Here is a 25,500-nt window from a genome sequence, read left to right as displayed (position 1 = left end):
GGCCGAACTGGTGTCGGAGATCAGCGCGGCGTGCCGCGAGCAGGACATCGGCGCCAGCCAGATCAACGAGGCGATCCAGCAACTGGACAAGGTGACCCAGCAGAACGCCAGCGCCTCCGAGGAGATGAGCGCCACCTCCGAAGAGCTGGCCGCCCAGTCCGAAGAGCTGCAGGCCTCCATCGCCTACTTCAAGACCGACGTGGGCTCCGGCGCGCCGCGCCGCGCCGCGTCAGCCACGAAGCGCGCGGCGAGCGCCCGCCCGGCCGTCGTCAAGTCGACGAAAGCCGCGGCCGCACGGCCGCATCCGGTCGCGGCCCAGCAGGCTCGCGCCCAAGGCTTCGCGCTGGACCTTTCGCAGGGCGGCCCCGACTCTGGTGACGCCGACTTCCGGGAATACGCGTGATGGCGGGTGAAGCCCAGTTCGTCACCCTCGGCCTTGGCGAGGAGACCTTCGCCGTTCCGGTGGAGTACGTGCGCGAGATCCTCGACTACGCCCCGCCATTCGCCGTCCCCGAGGGTCCGCCCTATCTTCTGGGCCTGACGGACGTCCGCGGCCGGGCGACGCCGACCCTGGACCTGCGCTTGAAACTCGGCATGCCGGCGGCGGATACGACCCTCAGCACGCGGATCCTTGTGCTGGACATCCCGGTCGACGGCCGTGTCCTGTCACTGGGACTGGTGGCGGATCGGGTGATCGAGGTCGCGGTCTTTTCCGATGAACAGATCGAGCCCAAGCCGGACATCGGCGTGCCGTGGCGCTCGGCCTATATCCGAGGCGTGGTCCGCCGCGAGGGCGACTTCGTCATCCTGTTCGATCTGGCGCGCCTGCTGACCAGCCAGGAGGCGGCGGCGCTGGCCGTGGACGCCGCCGCGTGAGCGCCCAGGTCAGGCACGCTGAGGCCGAAGCGCCGATCGGGACCGATCAGCTCAGCAACAGCAACTTCAAGCGTCTCGCCGAACTGATCCAGAACTACAGCGGCATCAAGATGCCGCAGAGCAAGCGCACCATGCTTGAGGGGCGTCTGCGGCGGCGGATGCGCGCGACCGGGATCGCCACGCTCAACGACTATTGCCGCTATCTGTTCGACGAGAACGGGCTGGACACCGAGATCGTCCACCTGATCGACGCGGTGACCACCAACAAGACCGAGTTCTTCCGCGAACCGGCCCATTTCAAGTTCCTGGAGGACAAGGCGCTGCCGGCGATCGCCAGGCAGGGCCGCCGCCAGATCAAGTCCTGGAGCGCGGCCTGTTCGATCGGCGCGGAGCCCTACACCCTGGCCATGGTGTTCGAGGAATTCCGCAAGAAGTCCCGGGGCCCTGACTATTCGATCCTCTGCACCGACCTGTCGACGCAGGTGTTGAGCCTGGCCCTGGCCGGCGTGTTTTCCGAGGCGATGATCGCTCCGGTTCCGATGGACCTGCGCCGGCGCTATCTGATGCGGTCCCGGGACGCGCGACGCGATCAGGTGCGGATCGTCCCGCAGCTACGTTCAAGGTTGAGCTTCGCCCGGCTGAACCTGATGGACGAGGCCTATCCGGTCGAACGCGACATGGATATGGTCTTCTGCCGCAATATATTGATTTATTTCGATAAACCGACCCAGTCGGCGGTGCTGCGGCGTCTTTGCGACCACCTTCGGCCGGGGGGATATCTGTTCCTGGGGCATTCGGAGTCGATCGTCGGCCTCGACCTGCCCGTGACGCAGATCGCCAACACGGTATTCCAGCGGAGCTAGATTCTTGCCGGGCCCCCGAAAGATCCGTGTCCTGGTTGTCGACGATTCCGCCACCGTGCGGCAGACCATGACCACCCTGCTCAACGCCGATCCGCAGATCGAGGTGCTGGGCGTGGCCTCCGATCCCTATGTCGCGGCCCAGCGCATCCGAAGCGAAGTGCCCGACGTCATCACGCTGGACGTGGAGATGCCGCGGATGGACGGCATCACCTTCCTGCGCAAGCTGATGGCGCAGCATCCCATCCCGGTGGTGATGTGCTCGTCGCTGATCGAGGCGGGGTCGGAGACCCTGCTCCAGGCGCTGGAAGCCGGCGCGGTGGACGTGATCCTGAAGCCGAAGATGGGCGTGGCCGAGCACCTGGAGGAATCGCGGATTCGCATCTGCGACGCGGTCAAGGCCGCGGCTGGCGCGCGGGTGCGCGGCCGTCGCGAGGCGCCGCCGAAACTGATCCATCGCGAGCCGGAGAAGAAGCTGACCGCGGACGCCATGCTGCCCCCGCCCAACGGGCGGGCGATGGCGCGCACCACCGAATCCATCGTCTGCATCGGCGCCTCGACCGGCGGAACCGAATCCCTGCGTGAAGTGCTGGAGGCCCTGCCGCCCGACTCCCCGGGGATCGTGATCGTGCAGCACATGCCCGAGAAGTTCACCGCCTCGTTCGCCAAGCGCCTGGACGGGTTGTGCCAGGTGGACGTGAAGGAGGCCGAGGACGGCGATGCGGTGTTGCGCGGCCGCGTGCTGATCGCCCCCGGCAACGTTCACACCATGATCGAACGGTCCGGCGCCAACTATCGGGTGTCGGTGAAGACCGGCCCGCTGGTGTCCCGCCACCGGCCCTCTGTGGATGTCCTTTTCCGCTCGGCGGCCCGTTCGGCCGGAGCGAACGCCGTGGGCGTGATCATGACCGGCATGGGCGATGACGGCGCCCGAGGCCTGGAAGAGATGAAGCAGGCCGGCGCCCGCACGGTCGCCCAGGACGAGGCCACCAGCGTGGTGTTCGGCATGCCCAAGGAGGCGATCGCCAGGGGCTGCGTGGACCGCATCGTGCCCCTGCCCAACATCGCACAGGAAATCTTGCGGCTCGCGGCGCGTTGATAACGCCCAATCGTGAGCGGGAAGGTCCTTAGGCCGAAGACCCAACCGAAAGTTGGAATATCCCCACGACGCTCAGATCAAAGCTGATTGAATCACGGACCTAGAACAGGACGTCGTCGAACTCGTCTTCGTCGGCGGTCGCTGCGACAGGCTTGGCCGCCGCGGGCTCGGGCTCGTCGGCGCCGAGGTCCAGACCGTCGGTGAATCTCCGATGCACTTCGCGCTCTTGGACCATGGTGTAGGAGCGCGAAATCCGGCCCAGCAGGTCGCTCAGGCGCTCGCCCAAGTCGTCGACCCGGCACGGTTCGTCCTCTGCCATCCGGCCCAGGACTTCGGCCGCTTCGTCCATGATCGCGCCGATCTCCTGTTGGAAGGACAGGCGCGACGCCGCCTGGCGCAGCGACTGCACGACGGCGTCGCCCTGGACGGCCAAGGCTTGCAGGTCGGCCTCCATCGCATCGCTGACGCCACGCAGGCGTCCCGCCGCTTCGGCCAGGGCCTGGTCGGCGCCCTCCGCCGTCCCAACGTCCCCGGTTCCGACGAGAGCCTGCGCCTGGCCGGCGAGGGTTTGGAGAGCCGTCAAAGCCTCGTGGGCGGCGGCCTCCAGGCCTCCGGCCTCGGCGCGCAGTTCCACGGCGATCACGGCCAGGGGTTTGCCGGCGTCACCAATGCGGCCACATTTCAGCGTGGTGTTGAGCGCCATCTGCTGGACGTCGGTCCTGATCCTCTGCAGATCGGTGATGTGGGCGCTCAGCCCGGCCACGGCCGCCGCGGCGGAAGCCCCGATCGCTTCGGCGCCCCTGTCGGCCTGTTCGACCTGGGCCACCAGGTCCACCGCCCGCGCCACATGGCGCTCCAACCCCTTCAGGAAGCCCGAATCGTCGCCCTTGGCGCGACCCAGGGCCAGGTCGCGCAGGCGCAGGATCGCGAGCGCGTCGCCGGCGATGCCGGTCATGCTCTGATTGATCCGGCTCACATCGCGCTGGAAGTCATCGCCCGCGGCGCGCAGCTGGGCGGCCAGCAAACCGTGAATGAAGGCGTTCAGCCGCGCGCGGGGTTCAGCCTCCAGGTCCTCGACTTCGGCCAGCGAGGTCAAAGCCTCCTGGACGTGCTCGATGCGCTGGCGGGTGATGTCGCCGACCTGCAAGGCCGCAAGCGCCAGGCCGACCTTTGACTGGACGGCCCGGGCCAGGGCCGTCACCTCAGTGGCGGCTTGAGCCACCTGGGCGTGATGCGATTCCAGCGCCTCGGCGCTGGCCGACAGGCCGTCCGGCACTTCGGGGATCAGGCCGTGGCAGCGCTCGGCCAAGGCCTGATCCTGGGCCACGGCGGCCTTCAACTCGCCGGCCAGAGCCTTGAGGTCGCGGTCGAACTCAGTGAGGTGCGTCCGGCCCAGCTCAATGTAGTCGGACATCTCCTGCGCGAATAAGCCGAACTCGGTGTCCGCCGCAGCCACCCCGCCGGCGGTGATCTTGATGTTGATGGCGAAGAACCGAAGGTAATCCAGGTTGCGCCGCATATCGTCGACGCATAGGGCGAGAGCCTCCCCGCCTCGGCTCAGCCGCTCGACGATCTCGCGCCGCTCCGTGTGCCGCTGGGGAAGGGACGTCAGGCGCCGTGCCGCGGTTTTCAGCTCCCCGGTCGTGGCCTCAACCGTCGTCTGGTCGAGCGAGCGGGTCAGCTTGTCGAGGGATGCGATGAGCTGGCCCACGCCCTCGACAGAGCTGCCCAGCACCTCGCCGGCTTCAAGGAAGCGGCCTTCCACGGCCTGCCGCGCCGTGTCCAGGCGGTCGGCCACGGGCGGCCGGGCCGGGACGATGTCCGAAGGAACCGAGGACCGTGCAAGACTCATGGAACGCTGCTTCTGCATCGTCCCTTACCCTCGCGCGCCATGTCCGAAGGTCGGGTAAAGATCGCCCTCCGACGCCTGCGACAAGATGGCCGTGATGGCCTCAAAAAGTGCGGTCGTGGTGATCGGCTTGCCGAGGTGGAGGTCGGCCCCGGCCTCGAGGCTGGCGACCGCGTACTCGGGCAGGACGTTTGCGGTCAGCATGATGATGGGGGTGCGGGGACGGGCTTGGGCATCCTCCGCGGCGCGGATGGCGCGCACAGCGCTCAGCCCGTCCATCACCGGCATCTGGATGTCCATCAGGATCAGGTCGAACGGCGTGCGGCCGAAAGCCTCCACGGCCTCGGCGCCATTCTCCACGGCGAGAACCTCGGCCACCTCGCCGAGCATCAGTCCGACCACCTGGCGGTTGGTAGGGTGATCGTCCGCCACCAGAACCCGCAGCCCCGCGTCCGCGTCGACCGAGGTTTCCCCCGCCGCCGGCGGAGTGGCCGCGGGCAGTAGGATCTCGAACCAGAAGTCCGCCCCTTTTCCCGGCCGAGCGTCGGCGTCCAGGTCGCCTCCCATGAGCTGGACCAACTCGCGGGCGATGGCGAGTCCCATGCCGGCGCCGCCGAACCGGCGCGTGGACGTCTCGTCGGCCTGCTGGAACCGGTCGAACAGCCGGGCCTTGGCCTGAGGCTCGAAGCCGACGCCGGTGTCGCGCACCTGGAACCGGGCCCGCCCGCCCTTCCGCGCGGCCGAGACGATGACCGTACCGGTTTCGGTGAACTTCACCGCATTGCTAATCAGATTGCCGAGCACCTGGCGCAGGCGGGTCTCGTCTCCCATCGCCGGCGCGTCCAAGGCCGGATCGAGGTCGAGTTCCAGCTTCAGGCCCTTGTCTTGAACCGCCGCTTCGAACATCGCGCAGACCGAGCGCGCCATGTCTCCGGCGTGGAACGGCCGCGTCTCCAGCTCCATCTGGCCAGACTCGGCCCGCGCCAGGTCGAGGATATCGCTGACCAGCCGCTCCAGGGTCTGGCCGGACGCGCGGATCATCTCCACCAGTTCCCGCGCACGTGGAGAAAGCGCGTCCCGCGCCAGCATGTCGGCGCCGGCGACGACTCCGTTCAGCGGCGTGCGGATCTCGTGGCTCATATTGGCCAGAAAGGCGCTCTTGGCCCGGCTGGCCGCCTCGGCGTCGGCCAGGGCGGCGCGCAGCTTCTCCTCGGCCACGAGGGTGTCCGTGATATCGTCGGCCAGGGTGATCAGGTGGCGCGGGCCCAAGTCATCGTGGGTGGCGAGCAGCTTGGTGGCGAAGCGTCGCGTGCCGTTCGGCGTCTCCACCACCTGGGCCTCGATGCGCGTTTCGCCCGCCAGAAGGGCCCGGTCTTCGGCCTCGGACCACCAGGCGGCGCTGCTCAGGCCGGCCTCGGCGCCGGTGCGTCCGACCAGATCGTCGCCGCTGATCCCGAACAGATCCTCCGCCGCCCGATTGATGAGGACGAAATGGCGATCCTCGACGTTCTTCACGGTGAGCGGCGAGGGCAGCAGGTGGATCACCGTTTGCAGGAACGCATGGGTCTCGACCTCGGTGGTCACATCGCGACCGACGGCCAAAAGGCGGGTGATCTCGCCGTCGTCGCCGCGGATCGGCGAGACGACGGTCTCCCAATAGGCGCCCGAACTCTGGCCGGCGCCGAAGAAGGCGCGGAACTTTTGGACCTGGCCTTCCGCGGCGGCTCTCACGGCGCGGTCGAGGCTGAAACGGCTCTCGGCCGGCCACAGCTCGGAGAGCGTGACTCCGTCGCCCGGGACCCCGCCGAGCAGTTCCTGGCCCCGGGGATTCATGTAGGCGACGCGACAGTCCGAGCCCAGCACCCAGATGCAGTCCTGGTTTGCTTGGGCCACGCCTTGGATCAAACAAAGATCCCAAGGCGAGATCTTGCCGCTCTGCAATGACTGTTTCCGCAAGCCGGTCCTCCTGCCGGGTAAGCAGGCGCCGGCCCTGGAGACCAATCTTCCCACGCCGCCCTGAAAGTCAGGTTAAGCCGGATTGGACCAACCCGCGCTGGCGGCGGTCACCGCTCACGCCGGCTCCTGGCTCGTTGCGATCATTTCGCCGGGATGAGCGGAGGCCATCGCGCTTGCCGCCCTCGAATTCAGCCCCCCACTAAGCCTCGGCCAGCTCCAGTCGTTCCAGGTCGGCGATGAGCGTGGGGCCGGTCGGGCGCCAGTCCAGCCAGCGGCGGGTGAGCGCGCTGGAGGCTGTCGAGTCCGAGCCGGCGAACATGCCCAGCCAGCCGAAATGGGCCGGCGCCTCCTCCGGCGCGATCGACCGCGTCGGAAGGCCCAGCCGGCTGCCGAGCGCCTCGGCGATGTCGCGCATCGCCACGCCCTCCTCGGCCACGGCGTGGTAGCGGGCGCCGGGCTCGGCCCGCTCCAGCGCCAGGCGGTAGAGCCGCGCCGTATCCACCCGGTGCGCGGCGGGCCAGCGGTTGGCCCCGTCGCCCACATAGGCCGACACGCCCGTCGCCCGGGCCACTTCGATCGCATAGGTGACGAGGCCCTGCTTCCGCGTGTCGTGCACCTGGGGCAGGCGCACGACGCCGGCGTTGACGCCGCGCGCCGCCAGCGCCTCGGCCGCCTCCTCCGACGCCGCGCGCGGGATGGCCGTGGCGGGGGCGGGCGGATCCTCCTCGGTCGCCGGGCGGCCCTGCACCGCCGCCATCGCGGCGCCCGAGGTCACGAGCAGCGGGCGATCCGATCCCGCCAGCGCCGAGCCCAGCGCCTCGATAACCCGCCGGTCGTCCTCGCAGTTGGCCATGTAGGTCGAGAAGTCGTGGTTGAAGGCCAGGTGGACCACCCCATCGGCGCGGGCGGCGCCGCGCCGGAGGCTCTCCAGGTCGTCGAGCGACCCGCGGTGCGGCTCGGCCCCCGCCGCCGCCAGGGCCTGCGCCCCCGCCTCCGAGCGGGTGAGCCCGATCACCTCATGGCCGGCGTCGATCAGGTCCTCCACGAGGGTCGAACCGATGAACCCCGTCGCTCCGGTCACGAATACGCGCATCGTCAGATCTCCAAGACACCACAACAGGCGACAAGGGTCGGCTTCCGGCATATCCTGGTAAAGTCGTGACTTTATCATGGGATAAGGCCTAACAGCATGAGCGGCCGCGCAGCGGAAGACGGGCGGCTCGGCGCCTACCTGCGGGACCGGCGCGGCCGGCTCGATCCCTCGGCGTTCGGCTTCCCGCCCGGACGCCGGCGCACCCCGGGGCTGCGGCGCGAGGAGGTGGCCCAGCGGGCCAACATCAGCCCTACCTGGTACGCCTGGCTGGAGCAGGGGCGCGGCGGCGCGCCCTCGGCCGACGTCCTCGACCGCATCGCCCACGCCCTGATGCTCACCGAGGTGGAGCGCGAGCACCTGTTCCTCCTGGGCCTCGGCCGTCCGCCCGAGGCGCGCTACCGCCGGGACGACGGCGTCTCGCCCCGGCTCCAGCGGGTGCTCGACGCGCTGGACCCGACGCCGGCGGTGATCCGCACGGCCGTGTGGGACGTGGTCGCCTGGAACCGCACCGCCGCGACCGTCCTCACTGACTACGCCGCCCTGGCCCCCGAACAGCGCAACATGCTGCGCATCGTCTTCCTGGAGCCGGGCGTGCGCGCCGCCAACGACGACTGGCAGAGCGTGGCGCGGGCGGTGGTCAGCGCCTTCCGCGTGGACGCGGCCCGGGCCGGCGCCGCCGAGGCCGTGCAGCCGCTGGTCGACGAGCTCAGTCGCCAGAGCCCCGAATTCGCCGCCCTTTGGCGCGACCACGAAGTCCTCAGCCCCGGCGACGGCGTCAAGCACATGCGCCATCCGGTGCTCGGCCCCATCGCCTTGGAGCACACCGCCTTCGCCGTGGACGGCCGCCCCGACCTGGCCCTGGTGGTCTACAACCCGACCACACCGGAAGACGCCGCCAAGATCGCCGCCATGGCCGAGGCGGCGCCTCGACCGCACCGCTAGCCCGGCGCACGGCGGAGGCCATGGCGCCATTGTTGCTTCCATGGCTCCGTTCGCCGGGTCATGCTCCGCCGCCGGCGTGACGCGGTCGTGGTTGTCGTTTTCAGGCCGAAGCCCAGAGTCCTGTGGCGCCAGGGTTCAGTTTTGCCAGAGTTCAGTTGTGCCGGAACGTGACGCCGAGCTGATCGAGACCCTGCACAGGATCGCCTCGGACCCGGAGGGCTGGGACGAGCTGTTCGAGGTGCTGGAGGCCGGCGCCGCACTCCCCGACCTCGACCCCCGAGGCGCCGCGAGCCTGCGCGAAAGCCTGATGCAGGCCTCGGCCGGGGCCCCGCCGGGCGCCGCGGGCGTCCTGGAGCCCGAAGCCGGCGGCGCCCTGCATTTCGACGCCGGCCTGCGGCGGGTCGGCGGCACGCCCCAGGGCGAGGCCATGCTCGCGCTTTGCGGGGGACGGGCGCCGGCCGGAAGCCGCCCGGTCTTCGACGACGAGGTCAACGCCGAGGCTCTCGCCGCCGCCGCCGACAAGCTGCGCGGCGGCGCGTCGCCCCGGGTGGTCGTGCGCTTCAACCGCCGCGACCTGAACTCGCCGCTGTTCGCCTTCCTGCTGCGCGGCGGTCCCGCCGACGTGCGGCCCGGCCGGCCCTCGCCCGCCTTCCTGCTCGTCTTCCCGACGCTGACCATGGCCGAGCATCTTCGCGACGCGCTGCGCGAGAGCTTCGGCCTCACCCCCGCCGAGGTCCGGCTGGTCGAGCGCCTCGGCCAGGGCCTGGCCCTGACCGACATCGCCGCCGACCTGGGCGTGAGCATCCACACGACGCGCAATCAGCTGAACTCGGTGTTCAACAAGATCGGCGTGCAGCGGCAGGCCGAGATCGTGCGCCTGCTGCTGGAGCTGAGCGCCTTCGCGCCCTCGCCCATCGGCGGCTGGCGCGCCCCGGCGCGGCGGAGCTTCACCCTGGGCGACGGTCGGCGGCTGGCCTACCGCGAATACGGCCATCCCGACGGCCGCGTGCTCATGACCTTCCACGACGGCCTCGGCTCGTCGCTCTTTCCGCAGAGCGTGGACGGGACCTCGCACGCGCTCGGGCTCCGGGTGATCGCGCTGGAGCGGCCGGGGTTCGGCGGGTCCGACCCCCATCGCGGCTTCGGGTTCGCGTCGGTGGGGCGCGACGCGTGCGACCTGCTGGAGGGGCTGGGCGTCGATCGGGCCGTGTTCGCGGGACAGATGTCGGGCGCCCCCTTCGCCATGGCGGCGGCGGCGGGCTTCGGAGACAGGGCGCGGGGGCTCCATTTCTGCTCGGGCCGCCCGCCGGGCCGATCCACCGGCCAGCCGGGCCCGCTGCACCGCTTCCGGGCGGCGCTGGAGGGCGCCGACTGGCTGGCCGAGCCCTACTTCCAGATGCTGGCGCTCCGGGTCGGCGGGCCCTTGGTGCGACAGGCGCTGCGGCGCGCGACGCGGCGCTCGCGCGGCGACCGGGCGTTCGCGGATGCGGCGTCTTGGGCGGTGCCCTATCTCGCGAGCTACGTCGCCGAGGCGCTCGAGCAGGGCGGCCGCGGCCCGGCGGACGATCTCGGCCCGTTCCGGGCCGACGAGCGCATCGATCTGGCCGACTTGTCGGCGCCGGTCACGCTCTGGCATGGCGACGAGGATCAGATGACCTCCCTGTCGCAACTGCGCGAGGCGCTGGGCGCCCATCCCTACGTCGTCGAACGCCGCGCCGGCATCGGGCATCTCATGATGCTGAAGCACTGGCCGGAGGTGTTCGCGCGGGCAGCGGCCGAACTGTCGGCGTAGGGCGGCGACCCGATCGATTCGCCCTGGGGGCGCGGCCTCCGTTCGGGCGGGTGAACCGGCATCCACTTCACCCTGACGGGCTCTAGTTCAAATGCTTCATGCGCGCCGCCGCGCCGCGCCCTTCAATGCCGATCCTATTGGGATGCTTTCAGGATCGAGTGATGTTTCGCAAAATCGGGGTCGCCGCCGTTTCGCTGGCGGCCGCTGCGCTGGTGGCGGGCGCGAGCCACGCCGCCGTCCTCTACGACAATGGCCCGGCGAACTACGCCAATGGCTGGAACTACGCGACCGGCAATGGAAAGTCCTACACGGCCGCCGACGACTTCCGGCTCACCGGCGCCGCCAGCGTGACGGGCATGTCGCTGGAGGTGCTGGCGACGGGGGCGATCACGCCCGGCGTCGACGCGCCCAGCCTCACCTTCTTCATCTATGCGGACGGCGCGAACGGGCCGGGCGGCCCCATCTGGAGCGGCCACGCGCAGAACCTCGCCTACCAATCCAGCGGCGTCGCGTTCAACCAGTTGGTCGGCGGGCGCATCTCGTTCGATTTCAGTTCGGCGTTCCAGGCGCAGGCCGACACCACCTACTGGATCGGCCTGCATTCGGACTCCAGCAGCGTCTTCTGGGTGACGGCTGGCGACAACGCGACGAAATCGTCGGTGCTCAACGAAGGCCACGGCTTCTTCGCGACCGAGACTCAGAATTCGTTCTCGCTCGGCGGCAGCTTCACCTCGGCGCCGGATCCCGACCCGGGCGCCGGCGATCCGTCCGCGGCGCCCGAGCCGGCCACCTGGGCGCTGACGGTCAGCGGCTTCGGCCTGCTGGGCGGGGCGATGCGCACGCGGCGGCGGCCCCTGTCCGCGTGATCCGCCGACAGCGAGGCTCCCGGGCGGCTACCCCAGCCGCCCGATCGCCTCGGCCACGGCCTGCGGCTGCTCCAGGGTGATCATGTGGCCGGCCTCGGGGATCGAGACCAGCTCGGCGCCGGCGACGCTCTTCTTGAAGGCGTGGGCGTAGACCGGCGGGATCAGCTTGTCGGAGTCGCCCCAGATCAGAACGGTCTTGGCCTTGATCCGGTAGAGCCGGCCGGCCAGGCCCCGTTCCGGCACCGGGAACAGGATGCGCCCGGCCATGCCCAGCTGGCGGGCGTTGGCCACCAGATAGGTCTGCAGGAAGTTGGGGTCCTCCACGTCGCGGCCGGCGGTCATCATCGCCGCCCCCGCCTCGGGGTCGTGGAACAGCAGCGCCGGCATCTCGTAGGGCATGGTCGAGAACAGGTCGGCGATCGGATGGTCGTCGTCCCACAGGCCCGCCGGCGCGATCAGCGCCAGGCGCGAGACGTCGTTGGGCTGAACGGCGGCCATCTCCGCGGCGATCATGCCGCCCATCGAGTGGCCGACGAGGATGGGGTCCTTGCACCCCAGGGCCTCCACCACGTCCCAGGTATGCAGCGTGAAATCCAGCATGTCGCGGATCTCGCCGCATTCCTCGCTGTCGCCGTAGCCGGGGATCAGCGGGGCCACCACGTGATGCGTCTTCGCCAGCGCCGCCAGCAGCGGGTCGTCGGCGGTCACGCCGCCAGCGCCGTGCAGGAAAACGAGGTCGGGGCCCGCGCCGCCTTCGAGGTAGCGGACGGGGACGTGACGGGTCTGGACGGTCTTGAGCTCCATGTCCGCCTCCCTATTCGGCCGGGATCGGCGCGCGCGCCGGGGCGGTGGGGAGCGAGCCTGCGCTGACCCGCTTGTCCAGCGGATGGCACCAGAAGCGGCTGTCGTCGGCCCGGTCGGGGAACATGTTGCGCAGCTTGGGCATCACCTTCTCGGCGAACAGCTTGGTCGAGTACATGCACTTGTCGGCCGGCATGTCGCCCACGTGCATCAGGCAGAAGATGTTGCCGACGTTCAGGCCCTTGATCAGGTCTTCCATCCGCTGGCGCACGGTCTCGGGCGAGCCGGCGATCACGTGGCCCTGCTCGGTCAGGTCCTTCCAGGTCAGCTCGGCGTAGCCGCCGCGCGGCGGGGCGTACTGCGACAGCGCCCCGGTCTGGATGGTCTTGATCGTGCGGTAGCCCGGCGCGTCGGCGAAGCCCGGATAGACGTGCAGGCAGCGGTTGTAGAAGTAGTTCACGTGCGGGGCGTAGAGGCGCTCGGCCTCCTCGTCGGTCTCGGCCACGCAGATCGTCTGGGCGAAGCCCGCGCGATAGGGGCTCTTGTCGACGCCCCGCTCCTCCACGCGCTTCCAGTAGCCGTTCATCAGCGCCTGGGCCCGCAGGTACCCCGAGAAGCTGAGGTAGGAGTAGCTGTAGGTGTTGTCGATGCAGAAGTCGTAGGTCTCCACCGAGCCGCCGCCCGGGATGTGCACCGGCGGATGCGGCTGCTGGATGGGCCGCGGCCAGATGTTCACGTGGCGCAGCTTGTTGTAGCGGCCGTTGAAGGCGAACGGGTCGCGGCTGGTCCACGCCTTGATGATCAGGTCGTGGGCCTCCTGGTACTTCTCGCGCGTGAGCGAGGGGATCTGGCCGTAGCAGTAGTTGGTGTCCATCGAGGTGCCGACCGGGAAGCCGGCCACCAGGCGGCCGCCCGAGATGCAGTCCAGCATCGCGAACTCCTCGGCGACTCGGACGGGCGGGTTGTAGAGCGCGATGGAGTTGCCCAGCACTACGATGGCCGCGTCGCTGGTCCGGCGCGCCAGGCCCGCGGCGATGATGTTGGGGCTGGGCATGATGCCGTAGCCGTTCTGGTGGTGCTCGTTCACCCCGATCCCGTCGAAGCCGAGGGTGTCGGCGTATTCGAGCAGGTCCATGTAGGTGTTGTAGACCTCGTGGCTCTTGGCCGGGTCGAACAGGCGCTGGTCGATGTCCACCCACACCGAGCGGTTTTTCTCCCGGAAATCGTCCGGCAGATAGGGCCACGGCATGAGGTTGAACCAGGTGAACTTCATGGGCCGATCCTCCAGTCGCCGTCTCTGGCGGACGGTCGCTGAACGACGATAACCAAAGGCGGCCCGGCGCCAAGCGCCGAACGCGTTATATCAATTATATCTATTCTGATCCTCAAAACTATCGATTTGCTCTTTGATCCACGAGGGCCCAGATCATGTCCGTCAATGAGGATCAAAACGATGCGCCTCGCCGCCAAGACCGCCAGCTGGTCGCTGGTTCACATGACCGTCGCCATCGCCGTGGCCTATGCGCTGACCCAGAACTGGCGCGCGGCCCTGGCCGTCGGCCTGATCGAGCCCGTGTTCCAGACCATCGCCTTCGCCGCGCACGAGCGGGCGTGGGCGCTGCGCCCGGTCCCGGCGCGCGTGCGCCGCTGACGACAAGGAGATCGACGATGGGAAAGAAGACGTCCGCCGACGGCCTGGCCAGACTGCTGGCCGACACCTACGCCGTCTATCTGAAGACGCACGGCTACCACTGGAACGTTCGCGGCCCCAACTTCGGCTCGCTGCACCAGCTGTTCATGACCCAGTACACCGAGATGTGGACCTCGATCGACCAGATCGCCGAACGCATCCGGGCGCTGGGCGAGCTGGCTCCGCAGGGCTACGGCGCCTTCGCCAAGCTGTCGGCGATCAAGGACGGCGCGCCCGAGGCCGACGCCCAGGGCATGCTGAAGGAGCTTGTGGCCGACCACGAGGCGCTGATCGAGACGGCCAAGGCCGCGCGCGAGGGCGCCGATGAGGTCACGGTCTCGCTGATCGACGACCGCATCGACGCCCACGAGAAGCACGCCTGGATGCTGCCGCCTCCTTGGGGTGACTGGTTAGAGCGGCGTCACCGGCGTCGTCTCGTCGAACCAGACCCAGGCGTCGAACTGCTCGGCCAGCCGGCATTCGGCGTAGTGGCTCCAGCGCTCCGACTGCGGCCGGTAGACGGCCCCGATGAAGCGTTCGAGCCGCGGGTCGGTGAGTGCGCGGCGCAGCGCGCCGTGCACGCCGGGCTGCAGGTCGAGGAGGAAGCGGCCGACGCCGGCGTTGTGCGACTGCCGCTCCAAGCTCTCGGGCAGGGATGGCTCCAGCGCCTTGATCTCAAGGGGCGCGTCCCAGTCCGCGGCGCAGGCCAGGCGGCCGGCGTGGGCTCCGAAGCCGATCAGCCGGGCGTCCTCGCCCCACGCCTCGCGGCAGAGCTGGCCCAGGCTGATCTCGTCGCGCACGTGGCCCATCTCGACGGCGCGCGCGTCGCCTACCTGAGCATTGTGCGCCCAGACCACCGCCTTGGCCTCGCCGCCCCTCGCTTCGATCAGGCCGTCCAGCGTCTCGAACAGGTGCTGGGATCGCCGGTTCCAGGCGTCGGCGCCGCCGTAGTACATCGCGCGGTAGTGGTCGTCGGCGCCGCGCAGCAGACGTGCGTTGGCGGCGGCTTCCGAAGCATCTTCAGTCTCGCGGAGCCGGCGCGCCAGCGCCTCGCCGAGCATCGCCGTCACGGCGGTCTCGCAGGCGGCGTAGCGGCCCGACACCGGCATCCGGCCGAACGCCTCGGGGTCGAGCGCCCAGGGCCGCAGGCAGCCGTAGCGCTCGCGCGCGATCGCCGCGGCGTCGGGATCGACGCGCCGGAGGTGGTCGAGCGCCGCCGCCATCGCAGCGGAGAGGTCGTAGCGGTCGAGGCCGTGGAGGCTGGTCCGCGCCGCCGAGCCCCGCCCCCGGTTATGATCGGCGAGCCAGTCCACGAAGGCGTCGAACTCGCGGTTCCGCCAGACCCACGACGGAAACCCGGCGAACGCCGCGCCCGGCGGCCGCTCGCCGTACGCGCGTGCGTCGAGGACGGCCGTGTCGGACGCATCGGCCTCCAGCGCGACGATGTTGAACCCGCGCTTCTCGACCAGCCAGCGCGTGATCGCGGCCCGGGCGCGGCAGAACTCGGCGGCCCCGTGGTTCGACGCGCCCAGCAGCACGACGCGGGCGTCGCCGAACCTGTCGAAGAGGCGGCCGAACCGCGGGTCTTCGAAGTCGGGCAGAGGTTCGGCGCAGGCGGCGATGTGGCCGGCCGCGCCAGGCGGCAGATGGCGATCCTCGTCGATACGAGGACGAATGTCGGGCATGGCCGGAACTCCCCGGGGAACGCATACTTGGCAGCCGCGCGACCATGTTCGCTGTTCCCGGCGGAAGCGCGTTCGGAGCGTGGCGAAATGTCGGTGGAATTGCGGACGGTCGAGACCGTCTACCAGGGCCATGTCACCCTCCTGGCCGCGACCCTGAGCGGGCCGGACGGTCCGTTCGTACGGGAGATCGAGCACCACGGCCGCGCGGCCTGCGTGCTCCCCTATGATCCCGATCGGCGCACGGCGCTGCTGGTCAATCTGCCGCGGGCGCCGGTGATCTGGGCGGGCGGGCCGCCGGAGCTGCTGGAGGCGCCCGCCGGCCTGGTCGAGGACGAGGATTCGGAGGACGCCGCGCTGCGCGAGGCGCTTGAGGAATGCGGCGTCCGTCTCGGGCGGCTCGACACGCTCGGCGCGCCATTCTCCTCCCCGGGGATATCGAGCGAGCGGGTCGACCTGTTCCTGGCGGCCTACTCCGCCGCCGATCGGGTCGGGCCCGGCGGCGGCAAGCACGAACACATCACCGTCGAGGAGGTCCCGCTCGATCTCCTCTGGTCCTGGGTCGAGCAGCGGCGCATCGAGGACCTGAAGACCCTGGCGCTGATCCTGATGCTGCGCGTGCGGCGGCCCGACCTCTTCGACTGACCTGGCAGCAGCGCGGCCGATCGAGTGCCAACATATTGGATTCACGAAGCTTTCATCGCGAATCGTGCGTACTGTCATCAAGCGCGGCCGGCCCGTGCGCCGCGCGGCGGAACCATGTTGCGAGGTCGCTGATGAAAGCATCGCCGGAGTTCAGGAAGCAGCTCCAGGGATATGGCCTGACAACGGCCGAGATCCTCTACCGCATGCCGGACCACCCGGCCCTGCTGCAGAGCTACCTCTGGCAGGACTACGACCTCTTCCCCGAATTCCCGGCGCTCCGGAAGTTCCTCGATTTCTGGGCGAACACGCTGGACGGGCCCCTGTTCAAGGTGACGGTCGGCCATTGCCGGCTGATTCGGCCGGCGGAGCTGAAGGCGATCGGCGCCGAATTCCGCCTGCACTGAACGGACGTCTCGACACGGGCCCCAACGCCGTGGCGTGATGGCGGATCAGCCGCCAGGGGCCGCCTTGTCCAGAGTTCTCATCGTTTCGTTCGTCGCGGCGCTTGCATTGGCGTCCTGCAACAACGCCCCGCAGCGCGCCAACTGCCCGCCGGGCAAGGTCTGCCTGGAGTTCGGCAACAACTCCGAACCGCAGACGCTCGATCCGCAGAAGTCCAATCTGGTCGACGAGGCGCAGATCATCGGCGATCTGATGATGGGCCTTACGACCGACGCGCCAGACGCCTCGCCCATGCCGGGGGCGGCCGAGAGCTGGGAGACGAGCGCCGACGGCCTGACCTGGACGTTCCACCTGCGCGACGCGAAGTGGTCCGACGGCGTTCCGGTGACGGCCGACGATTTCGTGTTCGGGCTGCGCCGAACGCTCGATCCCAAGACGGCTTCGATCTACGCCTACCTTCTCTACGTCATCAAGAACGGTCAGGCGGTGAACGAGGGCAAAGCGCCGCTCACGGCGCTCGGCGTTCGCGCGGTCGATCCACGGACGGTCGAGATTTCGCTGGAGCACCCCGCGCCCTATCTGCTGGAGCTCACCAAGCACCAGAGCTTCTTCCCGGCGCCAAAGCATGTCGTGGAGAAGTACGGCGACGCCTGGGTGCAGCCCGGCCATTACGTCTCGAACGGTCCGTTCCGACTGATCTCCTGGCGGCTGGGCGACCGCATAACGGCCGAGAAGAACCCCTATTTCTGGGAAGCGGAAAAGGTCTGCGTCGATCGGGTCAACTACTACCCCACCCCCGACGCCGTGAGCGCGGAGCGGCGGGTGGCCCGCGGCGAGCTCGACGTCAACACCAGCTTCCAATCCAACCGCTTCGACCGGTTGAAGAAGACGATGCCCGGCGTGGCGCGGACCCATGTCTCCCTGGCGACGTCCTATCTCTCCTTCAACACGAGCGACGTCCCCGCCTTCAAGGACGTACGGGTGCGTCGCGCGCTCTCCGAGGCGATCGACCGCGACTTCATCACCGAGAAGCTGCTGCGGGCCGGCCAGCAGCCTGCCTACTCGTTCGTGCCGCCCATCACCGCCAACTACGTCGAGGAGGACGGGCCCCGGCTGCGCTGGGCCGACAAGCCGTTCGGAGCCCGCCAGGTCGAGGCTCGCGCCCTGCTCGCGCAGGCGGGCTTCGATTCCGCCCACCCGCTGAAGATCACGATCCTCGCCGCGAACAACTCCAACACCATGCTCCTGATGGAGGCCGTACAGGCCGACTGGCGCGAGATCGGCGTGGACGCCAAGATCGAACAGGCCGAAGCGGGCGTCGCGTTCTCCCAGTACCGCGCGCGCAACTTTCAGATCGGTTCGATGAGCTGGTACGCCGACTTCAACGACCCCGTCACCTTCCTGGGGTTGCTGAAATCCGACACCGGCCCGCAGAACTACGGCGACTACAAGAACCCGAAGTACGACGCGTTGCTCGCTCAGGCCGACCAGGAGCCCGACGCGGGAAAACGTGCGGAGCTTCTGGCGAAGGCCGAACAACTCGCGCTCGACGATGAAGCGCTGATCCCGATCTTCTTCGTCGTGAACCGAAACCTGGTCGGCCTGCGTGTTTCCGGTTGGGTGGACAGCGCGCCCAATTTCCACCGGACCCGCTGGCTGTGCCTGAAGAAGTAGGCGCTCCACCGGCCCGTCTTCACCCGATCGTTGCAAATCGTTCATCGCCGTGACGTGGCGAGTTCCTAGGCCCACCCCAGGACATGAGGGGAAGCCGATGGGAAATCCGATCGTGGGCCGGTCGATGGGGTTGGCCGCCATTCTCGCCGCGCTGGCGGGCTGCGCGACCGCCGCGCCGCCGCCGGTCACGGTCGAGGTCCCGGCGCTGCGCGAGACGACGGCGGTGGCCTCGGCGCGCGACGCCGCCGACGATCCCGCGATCTGGCGAAATCCCGCCGACCCCGCCGCCAGCCTGATCGTCGCCACCGACAAGCAGGCCGGACTCTACGTCTATGGCCTGGACGGCCGGACCCGCAGCCAGCTGGCGGCCGGGCGGGTGAACAACGTCGACCTGCGCGACGGCGCCGACATCGCCGGCACGCCCGGCGTGCTGGTGGCCGCCAGCGACCGGACCGACCTGGCGCACGGCAAGGTGGCCCTCTTCCGGCTCGATACGGCGACCGCCGGGCTCACAGCCCTGGGCGCCCTTCCCGTGGCGGAGGGCGAGGCCTACGGGTTCTGCCTGTGGCGGCGCGCCGCCGACCGCGCCGTCTTCGCCTTCGTGGTGATGAAGGACGGCCGCGTCGTGCAGGCCCGGCTCGATCTTTCGGGGGCCGCGCCGAAGGCCGAGGTGGTCCGGCAGGTGAAGCTTGCCACCCAGGCCGAGGGCTGCGCCGCCGACGACCGCACCGGCCAGCTCTATGTCGCCGAGGAGGACGTGGGTCTGTGGCGCATCGACGCCGACCCCGCCGGCTCGCCCGTCCCCCGGGTCTTCGCGCGGGTCGACGGCGCGACGCTGGTGGCCGATGCTGAGGGGGTGGCGATCGCGCCGCAGGGCGCCGACGGCGGCTATCTCGTCGCCTCGAGCCAGGGCGACTCGGCCTATGCGGTGTATCGCCTGCCCGACGCCCGCTACATGGGCCGCTTCCGGATCGTCGCCGGCCCGACCGGCGTCGACGGGACCAGCGAGACCGACGGCATCGAGATCGCCCTCGGCGCCTTCGGGCCCGACTTCCCGGAGGGCGTGCTGATCGCCCAGGACGGCGACAACGCCCCCGAGGACCAGAACTTCAAGCTGATCTCCTGGGCCGCCGTCCGCGCGGCGCTGAAGCTGCCCTGACCGCCGCGCGGGGATGACAGCGCCGCCCGCCGCACGGCATGTTGCGCGCCGGAACGGGTGACGGGGGCAAGCCGGTGCAGCAGTCGAAGTGGGCCGGCTCCGGCCTGGTGGTGTCGGTCTGCTTCCTGGTCGCCGCGGTCGAGGGCTACGACATCCAGGCCTTCGGCGTGGCGGCCCCGGCGATGGTCCCGGCCCTGGGCCTCGATCCCAGCCAGCAGGGGTGGGCCGGCGGCGCGGCGATGATCGGCCTCGTCATCGGGGCGTTCATCGGCGGCTGGCTCGCCGACCGCGTCGGGCGCAAGCCGGTGCTGCTCGGATCGGTGGCCGCGTTCGGCGTCTTCTCCATCGTGACCGCGATGAGCCCGTCCTACGAGGCCCTGCTCGCCGCGCGCCTGGCCACGGGCCTCGGCTTCGGCGGGGCGATGCCCAACCTGATCGCCGTGGCCAATGAGATCAGCCGCCCCGACCGCCGGGGCGTGACCGTCACGGCCATGTTCTGCGGCATGCCGGTGGGCGGGGCGACCTCGGCGCTGATCGCGCGGCTGGCCGGCCCTGATCTCGACTGGCGCATGATCTTCGTCGCCGGCGGGATCGTCCCGCTCGTGCTCGTCCCGCTCGTCGCGTGGGCGCTGCCCGAGACGCGGCCGGCCCACGAACCGGCGACCGATCGCCGGTTGGCCTCCACCCTGTTCGGCGGAGGGCGCGCCGGCGCTTCCGTCGCCCTCTGGGCGGCGTTCGTTCTGACCCTGATGGTGCTCTATCTCGCGCTGAACTGGCTGCCGACGCTGGTCGTCGCCAACGGGCGTCCGCCCGCGGAAGGGTTCGCCGCGGCGATGGTGTTCAACGTCGCCGGCATCCTGGGGGCGCTGGCGCTGGGGGCCGTGACCGACCGGATCGGCTGGCGCTGGCCGCTGCTGCTCGCCTATCTCGCCCTGGCCGCGGCGATGGCCGGCCTCGCCGCCGCCTCGTCCACGGGCGCCATACTGGCGTCATGCGCCGCCGCCGGCTTCCTGGTGATGGGCGCGCAGTTCGCGCTCTACGCGGTGGCTCCGGAGCTCTATCCGGTCCAGGCGCGGGCGGCGGGGACCGGCGCGGCGGTGGCGATGGGGCGCCTGGGATCCATCGCCGGGCCCCTGGTGGCGGGCGAATTGCGGGACATGGGCGCCACGCCGGGCGAGGTGTTCGCCGCCATGGCCCCGGTCGCCCTGGCCGCCGCGGCGGCGCTCTACGTCCTGGGCAGGCTCGCGCGCCCGGGCCCGGAGATCTGAAGCCTGGGCGGCCCGCTGATCAGCAGGGCCCCTTCTTCCAGGCGCAGGTACTGGCCCGCCGCGGCGCCGGTCGCGCAGGCCGCGGCCGCCCCCACGGCGAACAGCAGGATGCGGAACTTTCGCGATGTCGTCCCGGGCGTGGGCAACGCCTGTCTCTCCGTCTTCGTCTGCGCAGCGGTTGGGCAGCGGGCGTGTCGCCCACTTTTTAGGAAGTATCGCCTTACGATCAAATACCATCTGGTGTAGACAGACCGACGGGTCGTTTGAGGATCCGCGCGCGGCGCCGTATACGCGCCCCCCCGGCCGACGGCGTCGCGCATCCTCCTCCGCGCATTGCGCAGTTGATGGCGCTGGCCGCGAACGGCGCGCGCCGGTGGTCTCTGGACTGGCCTGCTGAAACGACCGACGGTTCCCGCCGATCTGCCGGAGACCTTCCCGCCCGATGTCGACCGTACTCGCCTGCCTGGACCGCTCGGCCTATGCGACCTCCGTCTGCGACCACGCCGCGTGGCTGGCCGGGCCGCTCGGGGCTTCGGTGGAGGTTCTTCGGGTCGCCGAGCCGCAGAACGGCGATGGCGAGGCGGTCGAGGACATCCTCACCACCGCTCGCGAGCGGCTGGAACATCACGGGGTCGAAGCGGCGCGGATCCTGCGCAGCGCCGGCGACTTCGTCGAAGCCGTGGAGGGGGCGGGCGGCGACGCCGAAGTGATCGTCCTGGGCAAGCGCGGCGAACGGACCAATGGGCGGCGCATGACGCTGGGCTCGCGGGCCGAGGCCCTGCTGCGCCGGACGACGAAGTCGCTTTGCCTGGTATCGCAGATCTACCTGCCGATCAGCCGCGCCCTGGTGCTTATCGATTCAGATCCTGGCCATCGACGCGCCGTCGAGACCGTCTCGCGATTGCCTGTGCTGTCCGACCTGGACCTCGACATCATCCTGATGGGCTCGGCCGACGACGAGCCCGCCGCCGCCAAGCTGGCCTGGGCGCGCGAGGCGGTGGGCGCCTGCGAGGCCAACATCTTCCCGCTGGACGCCGAGACGCCCGATGAGGCCTCGGCGCAATACATGGAAGACCATCAGGTCGACCTGATCGTCATGTCCCGGGAGATGCTGCTCGACCCCAAGTTCTCCGGGCCCAGCGGCGCGGGCCTGCGCCGCCGCGCCCTCTGGGGCTGGCGCACGCCGCTCTTCATCTGCTGACGGCCGCCGGCCGGCTCAGAAGGGGAAGACGGTGGGGATCACCGCGACGCCCACCGCCCACGTCACCAGATTCAGCGGCACGCCGATGCGGATGAAGTCGGTGTAGGCGTAGCCGCCCAACTGGTAGACGAGCACGTTGGTCTGATAGCCGAACGGCGTGGCGAAGGCGGCGCTGGCCGACATCATCAGGGCGACCAGGAACGGCCGCGGACTGACGCCCAGGCTTTCGGCGAGCGCCACGACGATCGGGGCGAACAGCACCGCCACGGCGGCGTTGGAGAGCACCTCGGTCAGCAGCAGGGTGGCGCCGTAGACCAGCGCCAGCGCCGCCATCGGACCCAGGACCTGCACCCAGCCGACGAGCGCGTCGGTCACCGTGGAGGCCAGCCCCGTCACCTCCAGCGAGATGCCGACCACCACCATCCCGGCGATCAGGAACAGGATCTCGGGCCGCAGCCCGCGATAGGCCTCCTCGGCGGTGATCACGCGCAGCAGCACGAGCAGGACCGCGCCGGTGAAGGCGCTGGCGGCGATGGGCGCCACGCCCAGGGCCGATACGGTGAGCACGGCCAAGAACACCAGCAGCGACAGCGCCGCGGCGCCGGGCTTCAGCGGCCGGTCGGTCGGGAACAGGCTGGGGTCGTCGCCCGGAGCGTTGATGCCGCCGAACTTCGGCGCTTCGCCGCCGCCGTCCGGGGCCGGATGGGCGAGGAGGCGGCCGCCGAAGAAGAAAAGATAGGCCCCGCCGGCGGCGGCGACGACCAGCGCCACCGGCGTGATCTCGAACATGCCGAAGGCCGGCTGGCCGGCGTTGCGCGCCATGTCGTTGACCAGCAGGTTGGTCGAGGTGCCGATCAGCGTGCAGGCGCCGCCTAGGATGGTGGCGTAGGAGAGCGGGATCAGGAACCGCTTGGGCGACAGGCCCATCGACTGGGCCGTATCGCGCACCACCGGCGCGGCGAGCACGACGATGGGCGTGTTGTTGAGGAAGGCCGAGGCGGCGCCCGCCAGCACGATGACGATCCACAGGCCCATCGCCCCGAGGCGTCCGCAAAGGCGGATGGCCATGCGGATGATCAGGCCGAGAAGGCCCGACAGCTCCATGGCGTAGGCGATCACGAAAAGCGAGGCGAGTGCGATGATCGCCGGGCTCGCGAACGCCGCCTGGGCTTCGACCGGCCGGACCGTGCGGGTGCCCAGCAGCACCGCCGCGCCCGCGAGCGCCACGACGTCGGCGCGGACGCGGCCCTGGATCAGCGCGGCCACGACGGCCGCCAGCACGCCCAGGGCGATGATCTGCGGCGTCGTCATGCCGGCGGCGTCTCGGACGCCGCGCGTTCGCTAGGACATTTCCCGCACATCTTGAATCCGCCGCCTGACTATCTGCTAGGGTGGTGGCATGGCGGACAATAGATCGGGGCGCCCTCGGCGCAACCTGGACCTTATCGCCCCCGTGACGATTGGCTTGGTGGTCGCGGCGATCCTGGCCTGGGCGATCCTGCGGCCCACGGAGAAGGCGCCCGCGCCTGCGCCGCCGGCCCCACCGCCCAAGGCCGAGCCGGCGGTGATCCAGCCGCCGCCCAAGATCGTCGAACCCGAGCCGACTCTGACCCGGGCCGAGATCATCGCGGCCTCGCAGGCCGCCGCCTCGGCCTACGCCGCCGGCGAGGCCCCGGATGAGGCCAAGGATCCGCTCGTCGGGCGCGCGTTCGCCCTCCGCATCCCCTTCGGCTGCGACGGCCCGCAGGTCCAACCGGGTGGCGCCCAGGCCTATTACGAGCTCGATCCCAAGGGGCGGTCCATCCGGCTGATCGCGCGCCCGGGGACATGGTCGCAGCTGCCGTTGATCCAGGGCCTGCCCGCCGCAGAGCGGCCCGAGAACGTGGAAGGCTTCTGGATCCCGCGGCCCTGGACGTCGGCCGACATCTGCCCGCCGCCTCGCGATCAGGTCGCGCCGGCGTCGCCGACGCCGCCGGCGGGGCCCACGCTCGGGCTCGCGCGCCTGTTCGACGCCGGGGCCTCGCGCGTCGCCCAGCGCCGCAGTCGCCCCTACGACTACGTGGTCAAGGCCGAAGACGGCGTCGTCCTGACGCCTCCGGAGGGGTTCGAGCTGGAGATCCAGGGGCGCATTACCGGCTTCCCTGACGGCCGGGCGATCCGCTGCTGGAGTGAGTCGGCCGATCACCGGCCCATCTGCCTGTTCGCGGTGACCTTCGATCGCGTGGCCTTCGAAGGCCACGACGGGGCGCTGATCTCGGAGTGGAAGGACTAAGGCGGGGGCCGCCGCCGGACGCCCGGTACTATCTTTTGATCAGGTGGCGGACGGGCGCGCTTTTTGGTCTACCTCTGGTCGCGAGGCAATTTCGCCTGGCCCCGGATCGAATGGCGGAAACAGAAGTCCCGTGAACGCGCCAACCCGTGTCTCTTCGCCGCGTGGCATGTCGCGGCGGAAGCTCACTACCCTCGACTACCAGGCGCTCGGCGCCTTCCGAAACGCGCTGCGGCGCTTCCATGCGTTCAGCGAGGCCGGCGCGCGGGCGCTGAAGCTCACACCCCAGCAACACCAGGCGCTGCTCGCCGTGCGCGCGCATCCGGGCCCGATGGCGATGAGCGTGGGCGAGCTGGCCGACTGCCTCATGATCAAGAACCACAGCGCGCTCGGGCTGGTCGACCGCCTGATCGAACGGGGCCTGTTGAGCCGGGCGCCGTCGCCCCTCGATCGCCGCCGCGTGCTGCTGAGCCTGACGGATGCGGGCGCGGAGATCCTGGAAACGATCTCGCGGAACAACCTCGGTCAGCTCAAGAGCACCCTGCCGATCTTCACGGATCTCATTTCCGCGCTCGAGCAGCTCGAACTGCCGCATCCGCCCGCGCGTGGCCGCAAGGCGGCCAACGACGGGACGCAGGGCGACTAGGCCGATCCGGCGCCGTGAGGCGTTGTGGCGGAGAGGGAGGGATTCGAACCCTCGATACCCTTGCGAGTATGCCGCATTTCGAGTGCGGTGCTTTCAACCACTCAGCCACCTCTCCGACGGGCTGCGCGGCGGCCCGTGAAGGCCGCCGGCTGAGCGAGCGGCGACTACTACTCATCCGCTCCCGCTTGCGCAAGGGCGGCGGTTCAGCGCGGCCAGAGCACCATCTGGGTGCAACGGAACAGCGCGATCGTCTTGCCCGTGGTCTCGTTGATGGCCTCGGCGTCCCAGACCTGGGTCATGCGGCCGCCATGGACGAGGCGCGCCTCGCAGCGGACCACCTCCCCCTCCTTGGCCGTGCCCAGGTAGTTGGTCTTGATCTCGATCGTCGTGAAGCCGCTCGCGCCGTCGGGCAGCGAGGCCACGCAGGCGTAGCCGCAGGCTGAATCGACCAGCGCCACGACCGAGGCGGCGTGCATGAAGCCGTTCGGGGCCATGTGCCGGCGGGCGACGGTGAAGCGGCCGCTGGCGCGGCCGTTGGCGACCACCTCCCATTCGATCCCCAGTTCGCCGGGCAGGGTCCCCTTCTGGCGCTCGGCGAATACGGCCGCCTGGTTGCCTTCGAGCATCGTCGTGTCTCCATCGTTGCAGGTCAGGTGGGAGCCGGACGTCGGGGAAGCCAAGGGCCACACCGCACTTTCGAAACCTTGCGCGGCCCGCCCCGAGGCCCGAA

The 25,500-nt window shown here is 70.1% G+C and carries 24 protein-coding genes, 1 tRNA gene and 2 pseudogenes; 17 read left to right on the top strand and 10 right to left on the bottom strand.

Features of this window, described 5'->3' with window-relative positions; all coding sequences use genetic code 11:
* From GC203_RS03515 to GC203_RS03500, 4 genes and pseudogenes are all read left to right on the top strand, one after another.
* Positions 1–403 (top strand): annotated as a pseudogene (locus GC203_RS03515) (methyl-accepting chemotaxis protein); the annotation flags it as partial.
* Positions 403–876, top strand: a complete 474-nt coding sequence (locus tag GC203_RS03510; RefSeq protein WP_293451377.1) for a chemotaxis protein CheW — start codon at positions 403–405, stop codon at positions 874–876. The pseudogene GC203_RS03515 and the gene GC203_RS03510, both read left to right, overlap by 1 nt.
* Positions 873–1,739, top strand: coding sequence for a CheR family methyltransferase (locus tag GC203_RS03505; protein WP_293451375.1), 867 nt, complete (start codon positions 873–875; stop codon positions 1,737–1,739). The genes GC203_RS03510 and GC203_RS03505 overlap by 4 nt, the downstream gene beginning before the upstream one ends.
* A gap of 4 nt (positions 1,740–1,743) precedes the next feature.
* Positions 1,744–2,835 carry a chemotaxis response regulator protein-glutamate methylesterase gene (locus GC203_RS03500; protein WP_293451373.1) on the top strand — a complete coding sequence of 364 codons (1,092 nt, stop codon included), beginning with the start codon at positions 1,744–1,746 and terminating at the stop codon, positions 2,833–2,835.
* 100 nt (positions 2,836–2,935) lie between these two features.
* On the opposite strand, the gene GC203_RS03495 is transcribed toward GC203_RS03500, so the two are convergent.
* From GC203_RS03495 to GC203_RS03485, 3 genes are all read right to left on the bottom strand, one after another.
* The gene (locus GC203_RS03495; protein ID WP_293451371.1) at positions 2,936–4,687 is read right to left on the bottom strand and encodes a hypothetical protein; all 1,752 of its coding nucleotides are present in this window, start codon (positions 4,685–4,687) and stop codon (positions 2,936–2,938) included.
* Between the two features lie 24 nt (positions 4,688–4,711).
* Positions 4,712–6,577, bottom strand: coding sequence for an ATP-binding protein (locus tag GC203_RS03490; RefSeq protein ID WP_293451369.1), 1,866 nt, complete (start codon positions 6,575–6,577; stop codon positions 4,712–4,714).
* A 262-nt stretch (positions 6,578–6,839) separates the two neighbouring features.
* Positions 6,840–7,733: an SDR family oxidoreductase gene (locus GC203_RS03485; RefSeq protein ID WP_293451367.1), complete on the bottom strand. Its 894-nt coding sequence runs from the start codon at positions 7,731–7,733 to the stop codon at positions 6,840–6,842.
* A gap of 96 nt (positions 7,734–7,829) precedes the next feature.
* Here GC203_RS03485 and GC203_RS03480 point away from each other — a divergent pair, with 96 nt between their 5' ends.
* The 3 genes from GC203_RS03480 to GC203_RS03470 all read left to right on the top strand — a co-directional run bounded on the left by GC203_RS03480 (position 7,830) and on the right by GC203_RS03470 (position 11,333).
* A complete protein-coding gene (locus tag GC203_RS03480) occupies positions 7,830–8,675 on the top strand; it encodes a helix-turn-helix transcriptional regulator (protein ID WP_293451365.1) in 846 nt (281 codons plus the stop codon).
* Positions 8,676–8,832: 157 nt separating this feature from the next.
* Entirely contained in the window at positions 8,833–10,467 is a 1,635-nt protein-coding gene (locus tag GC203_RS03475; RefSeq protein WP_293451363.1) for an alpha/beta fold hydrolase, read from the top strand.
* A 161-nt stretch (positions 10,468–10,628) separates the two neighbouring features.
* Entirely contained in the window at positions 10,629–11,333 is a 705-nt protein-coding gene (locus GC203_RS03470; protein WP_293451361.1) for a PEPxxWA-CTERM sorting domain-containing protein, read from the top strand.
* 27 nt (positions 11,334–11,360) lie between these two features.
* On the opposite strand, the gene GC203_RS03465 is transcribed toward GC203_RS03470, so the two are convergent.
* Together GC203_RS03465 and GC203_RS03460 are read right to left on the bottom strand one after the other, a co-directional pair.
* Positions 11,361–12,137 carry an alpha/beta hydrolase gene (locus GC203_RS03465; RefSeq protein WP_293451359.1) on the bottom strand — a complete coding sequence of 259 codons (777 nt, stop codon included), beginning with the start codon at positions 12,135–12,137 and terminating at the stop codon, positions 11,361–11,363.
* Between the two features lie 10 nt (positions 12,138–12,147).
* Positions 12,148–13,407, bottom strand: coding sequence for an LLM class flavin-dependent oxidoreductase (locus tag GC203_RS03460; RefSeq protein WP_293451357.1), 1,260 nt, complete (start codon positions 13,405–13,407; stop codon positions 12,148–12,150).
* Between the two features lie 165 nt (positions 13,408–13,572).
* On the opposite strand from GC203_RS03460, the gene GC203_RS03455 reads away from it, so the two are divergent.
* Both GC203_RS03455 and GC203_RS03450 read left to right on the top strand, forming a co-directional pair.
* Positions 13,573–13,785 (top strand): DUF2061 domain-containing protein, encoded by a 213-nt coding sequence (locus GC203_RS03455; protein ID WP_293451355.1) that lies wholly within the window; start codon positions 13,573–13,575, stop codon positions 13,783–13,785.
* A gap of 17 nt (positions 13,786–13,802) precedes the next feature.
* Positions 13,803–14,213 (top strand): annotated as a pseudogene (locus GC203_RS03450) (DNA starvation/stationary phase protection protein); the annotation flags it as partial.
* Positions 14,214–14,234: 21 nt separating this feature from the next.
* On the opposite strand, the gene GC203_RS03445 reads toward GC203_RS03450, so the two are convergent.
* Entirely contained in the window at positions 14,235–15,509 is a 1,275-nt protein-coding gene (locus GC203_RS03445; RefSeq protein ID WP_293451387.1) for an erythromycin esterase family protein, read from the bottom strand.
* 87 nt (positions 15,510–15,596) lie between these two features.
* Between GC203_RS03445 and GC203_RS03440 the strand changes: the two genes are divergently transcribed.
* The 5 genes from GC203_RS03440 to GC203_RS03420 all read left to right on the top strand — a co-directional run bounded on the left by GC203_RS03440 (position 15,597) and on the right by GC203_RS03420 (position 20,654).
* Positions 15,597–16,151, top strand: coding sequence for an NUDIX hydrolase (locus GC203_RS03440; RefSeq protein WP_293451385.1), 555 nt, complete (start codon positions 15,597–15,599; stop codon positions 16,149–16,151).
* 131 nt (positions 16,152–16,282) lie between these two features.
* Positions 16,283–16,555 carry an usg protein gene (locus GC203_RS03435; RefSeq protein ID WP_293451353.1) on the top strand — a complete coding sequence of 91 codons (273 nt, stop codon included), beginning with the start codon at positions 16,283–16,285 and terminating at the stop codon, positions 16,553–16,555.
* A gap of 64 nt (positions 16,556–16,619) precedes the next feature.
* Positions 16,620–18,227 (top strand): peptide ABC transporter substrate-binding protein, encoded by a 1,608-nt coding sequence (locus GC203_RS03430; RefSeq protein WP_293451351.1) that lies wholly within the window; start codon positions 16,620–16,622, stop codon positions 18,225–18,227.
* Positions 18,228–18,324: 97 nt separating this feature from the next.
* On the top strand, positions 18,325–19,386 hold the full coding sequence (locus tag GC203_RS03425; protein ID WP_293451349.1) for a phytase: 1,062 nt from the start codon (positions 18,325–18,327) through the stop codon (positions 19,384–19,386).
* 38 nt (positions 19,387–19,424) lie between these two features.
* Positions 19,425–20,654, top strand: coding sequence for an MFS transporter (locus tag GC203_RS03420; protein ID WP_293451347.1), 1,230 nt, complete (start codon positions 19,425–19,427; stop codon positions 20,652–20,654).
* Here the strand turns inward: GC203_RS03420 and GC203_RS03415 are convergent.
* Positions 20,612–20,800, bottom strand: coding sequence for a hypothetical protein (locus GC203_RS03415; RefSeq protein ID WP_293451345.1), 189 nt, complete (start codon positions 20,798–20,800; stop codon positions 20,612–20,614). The two genes, GC203_RS03420 and GC203_RS03415, sit on opposite strands and share 43 nt — an antisense overlap.
* Positions 20,801–21,096: 296 nt before the next feature.
* On the opposite strand from GC203_RS03415, the gene GC203_RS03410 reads away from it, so the two are divergent.
* On the top strand, positions 21,097–21,855 hold the full coding sequence (locus GC203_RS03410; protein ID WP_293451343.1) for a universal stress protein: 759 nt from the start codon (positions 21,097–21,099) through the stop codon (positions 21,853–21,855).
* A 15-nt stretch (positions 21,856–21,870) separates the two neighbouring features.
* Here the strand turns inward: GC203_RS03410 and GC203_RS03405 are convergent, their stop codons facing one another.
* Complete coding sequence (locus GC203_RS03405) at positions 21,871–23,166, bottom strand: SLC13 family permease (RefSeq protein WP_293451341.1); 1,296 nt, start codon at positions 23,164–23,166, stop codon at positions 21,871–21,873.
* Positions 23,167–23,308: 142 nt separating this feature from the next.
* Between GC203_RS03405 and GC203_RS03400 the strand changes: the two genes are divergently transcribed.
* Both GC203_RS03400 and GC203_RS03395 read left to right on the top strand, forming a co-directional pair.
* Complete coding sequence (locus GC203_RS03400; RefSeq protein ID WP_293451339.1) at positions 23,309–24,127, top strand: hypothetical protein; 819 nt, start codon at positions 23,309–23,311, stop codon at positions 24,125–24,127.
* Positions 24,128–24,293: 166 nt separating this feature from the next.
* Positions 24,294–24,770, top strand: a complete 477-nt coding sequence (locus GC203_RS03395) for a MarR family transcriptional regulator (RefSeq protein ID WP_293451337.1) — start codon at positions 24,294–24,296, stop codon at positions 24,768–24,770.
* Positions 24,771–24,795: 25 nt separating this feature from the next.
* On the opposite strand, the gene GC203_RS03390 is transcribed toward GC203_RS03395, so the two are convergent.
* Together GC203_RS03390 and GC203_RS03385 are read right to left on the bottom strand one after the other, a co-directional pair.
* A tRNA-Ser gene (locus GC203_RS03390) sits at positions 24,796–24,885 on the bottom strand.
* Between the two features lie 88 nt (positions 24,886–24,973).
* Positions 24,974–25,396, bottom strand: a complete 423-nt coding sequence (locus GC203_RS03385) for a PaaI family thioesterase (RefSeq protein ID WP_293451335.1) — start codon at positions 25,394–25,396, stop codon at positions 24,974–24,976.
* Positions 25,397–25,500 lie beyond the last annotated feature (104 nt).

This window comes from Phenylobacterium sp., from assembly GCF_016124325.1.
Lineage (GTDB): Bacteria > Pseudomonadota > Alphaproteobacteria > Caulobacterales > Caulobacteraceae > Phenylobacterium.
This window is presented reverse-complemented; position numbering and strand designations above follow the sequence as displayed.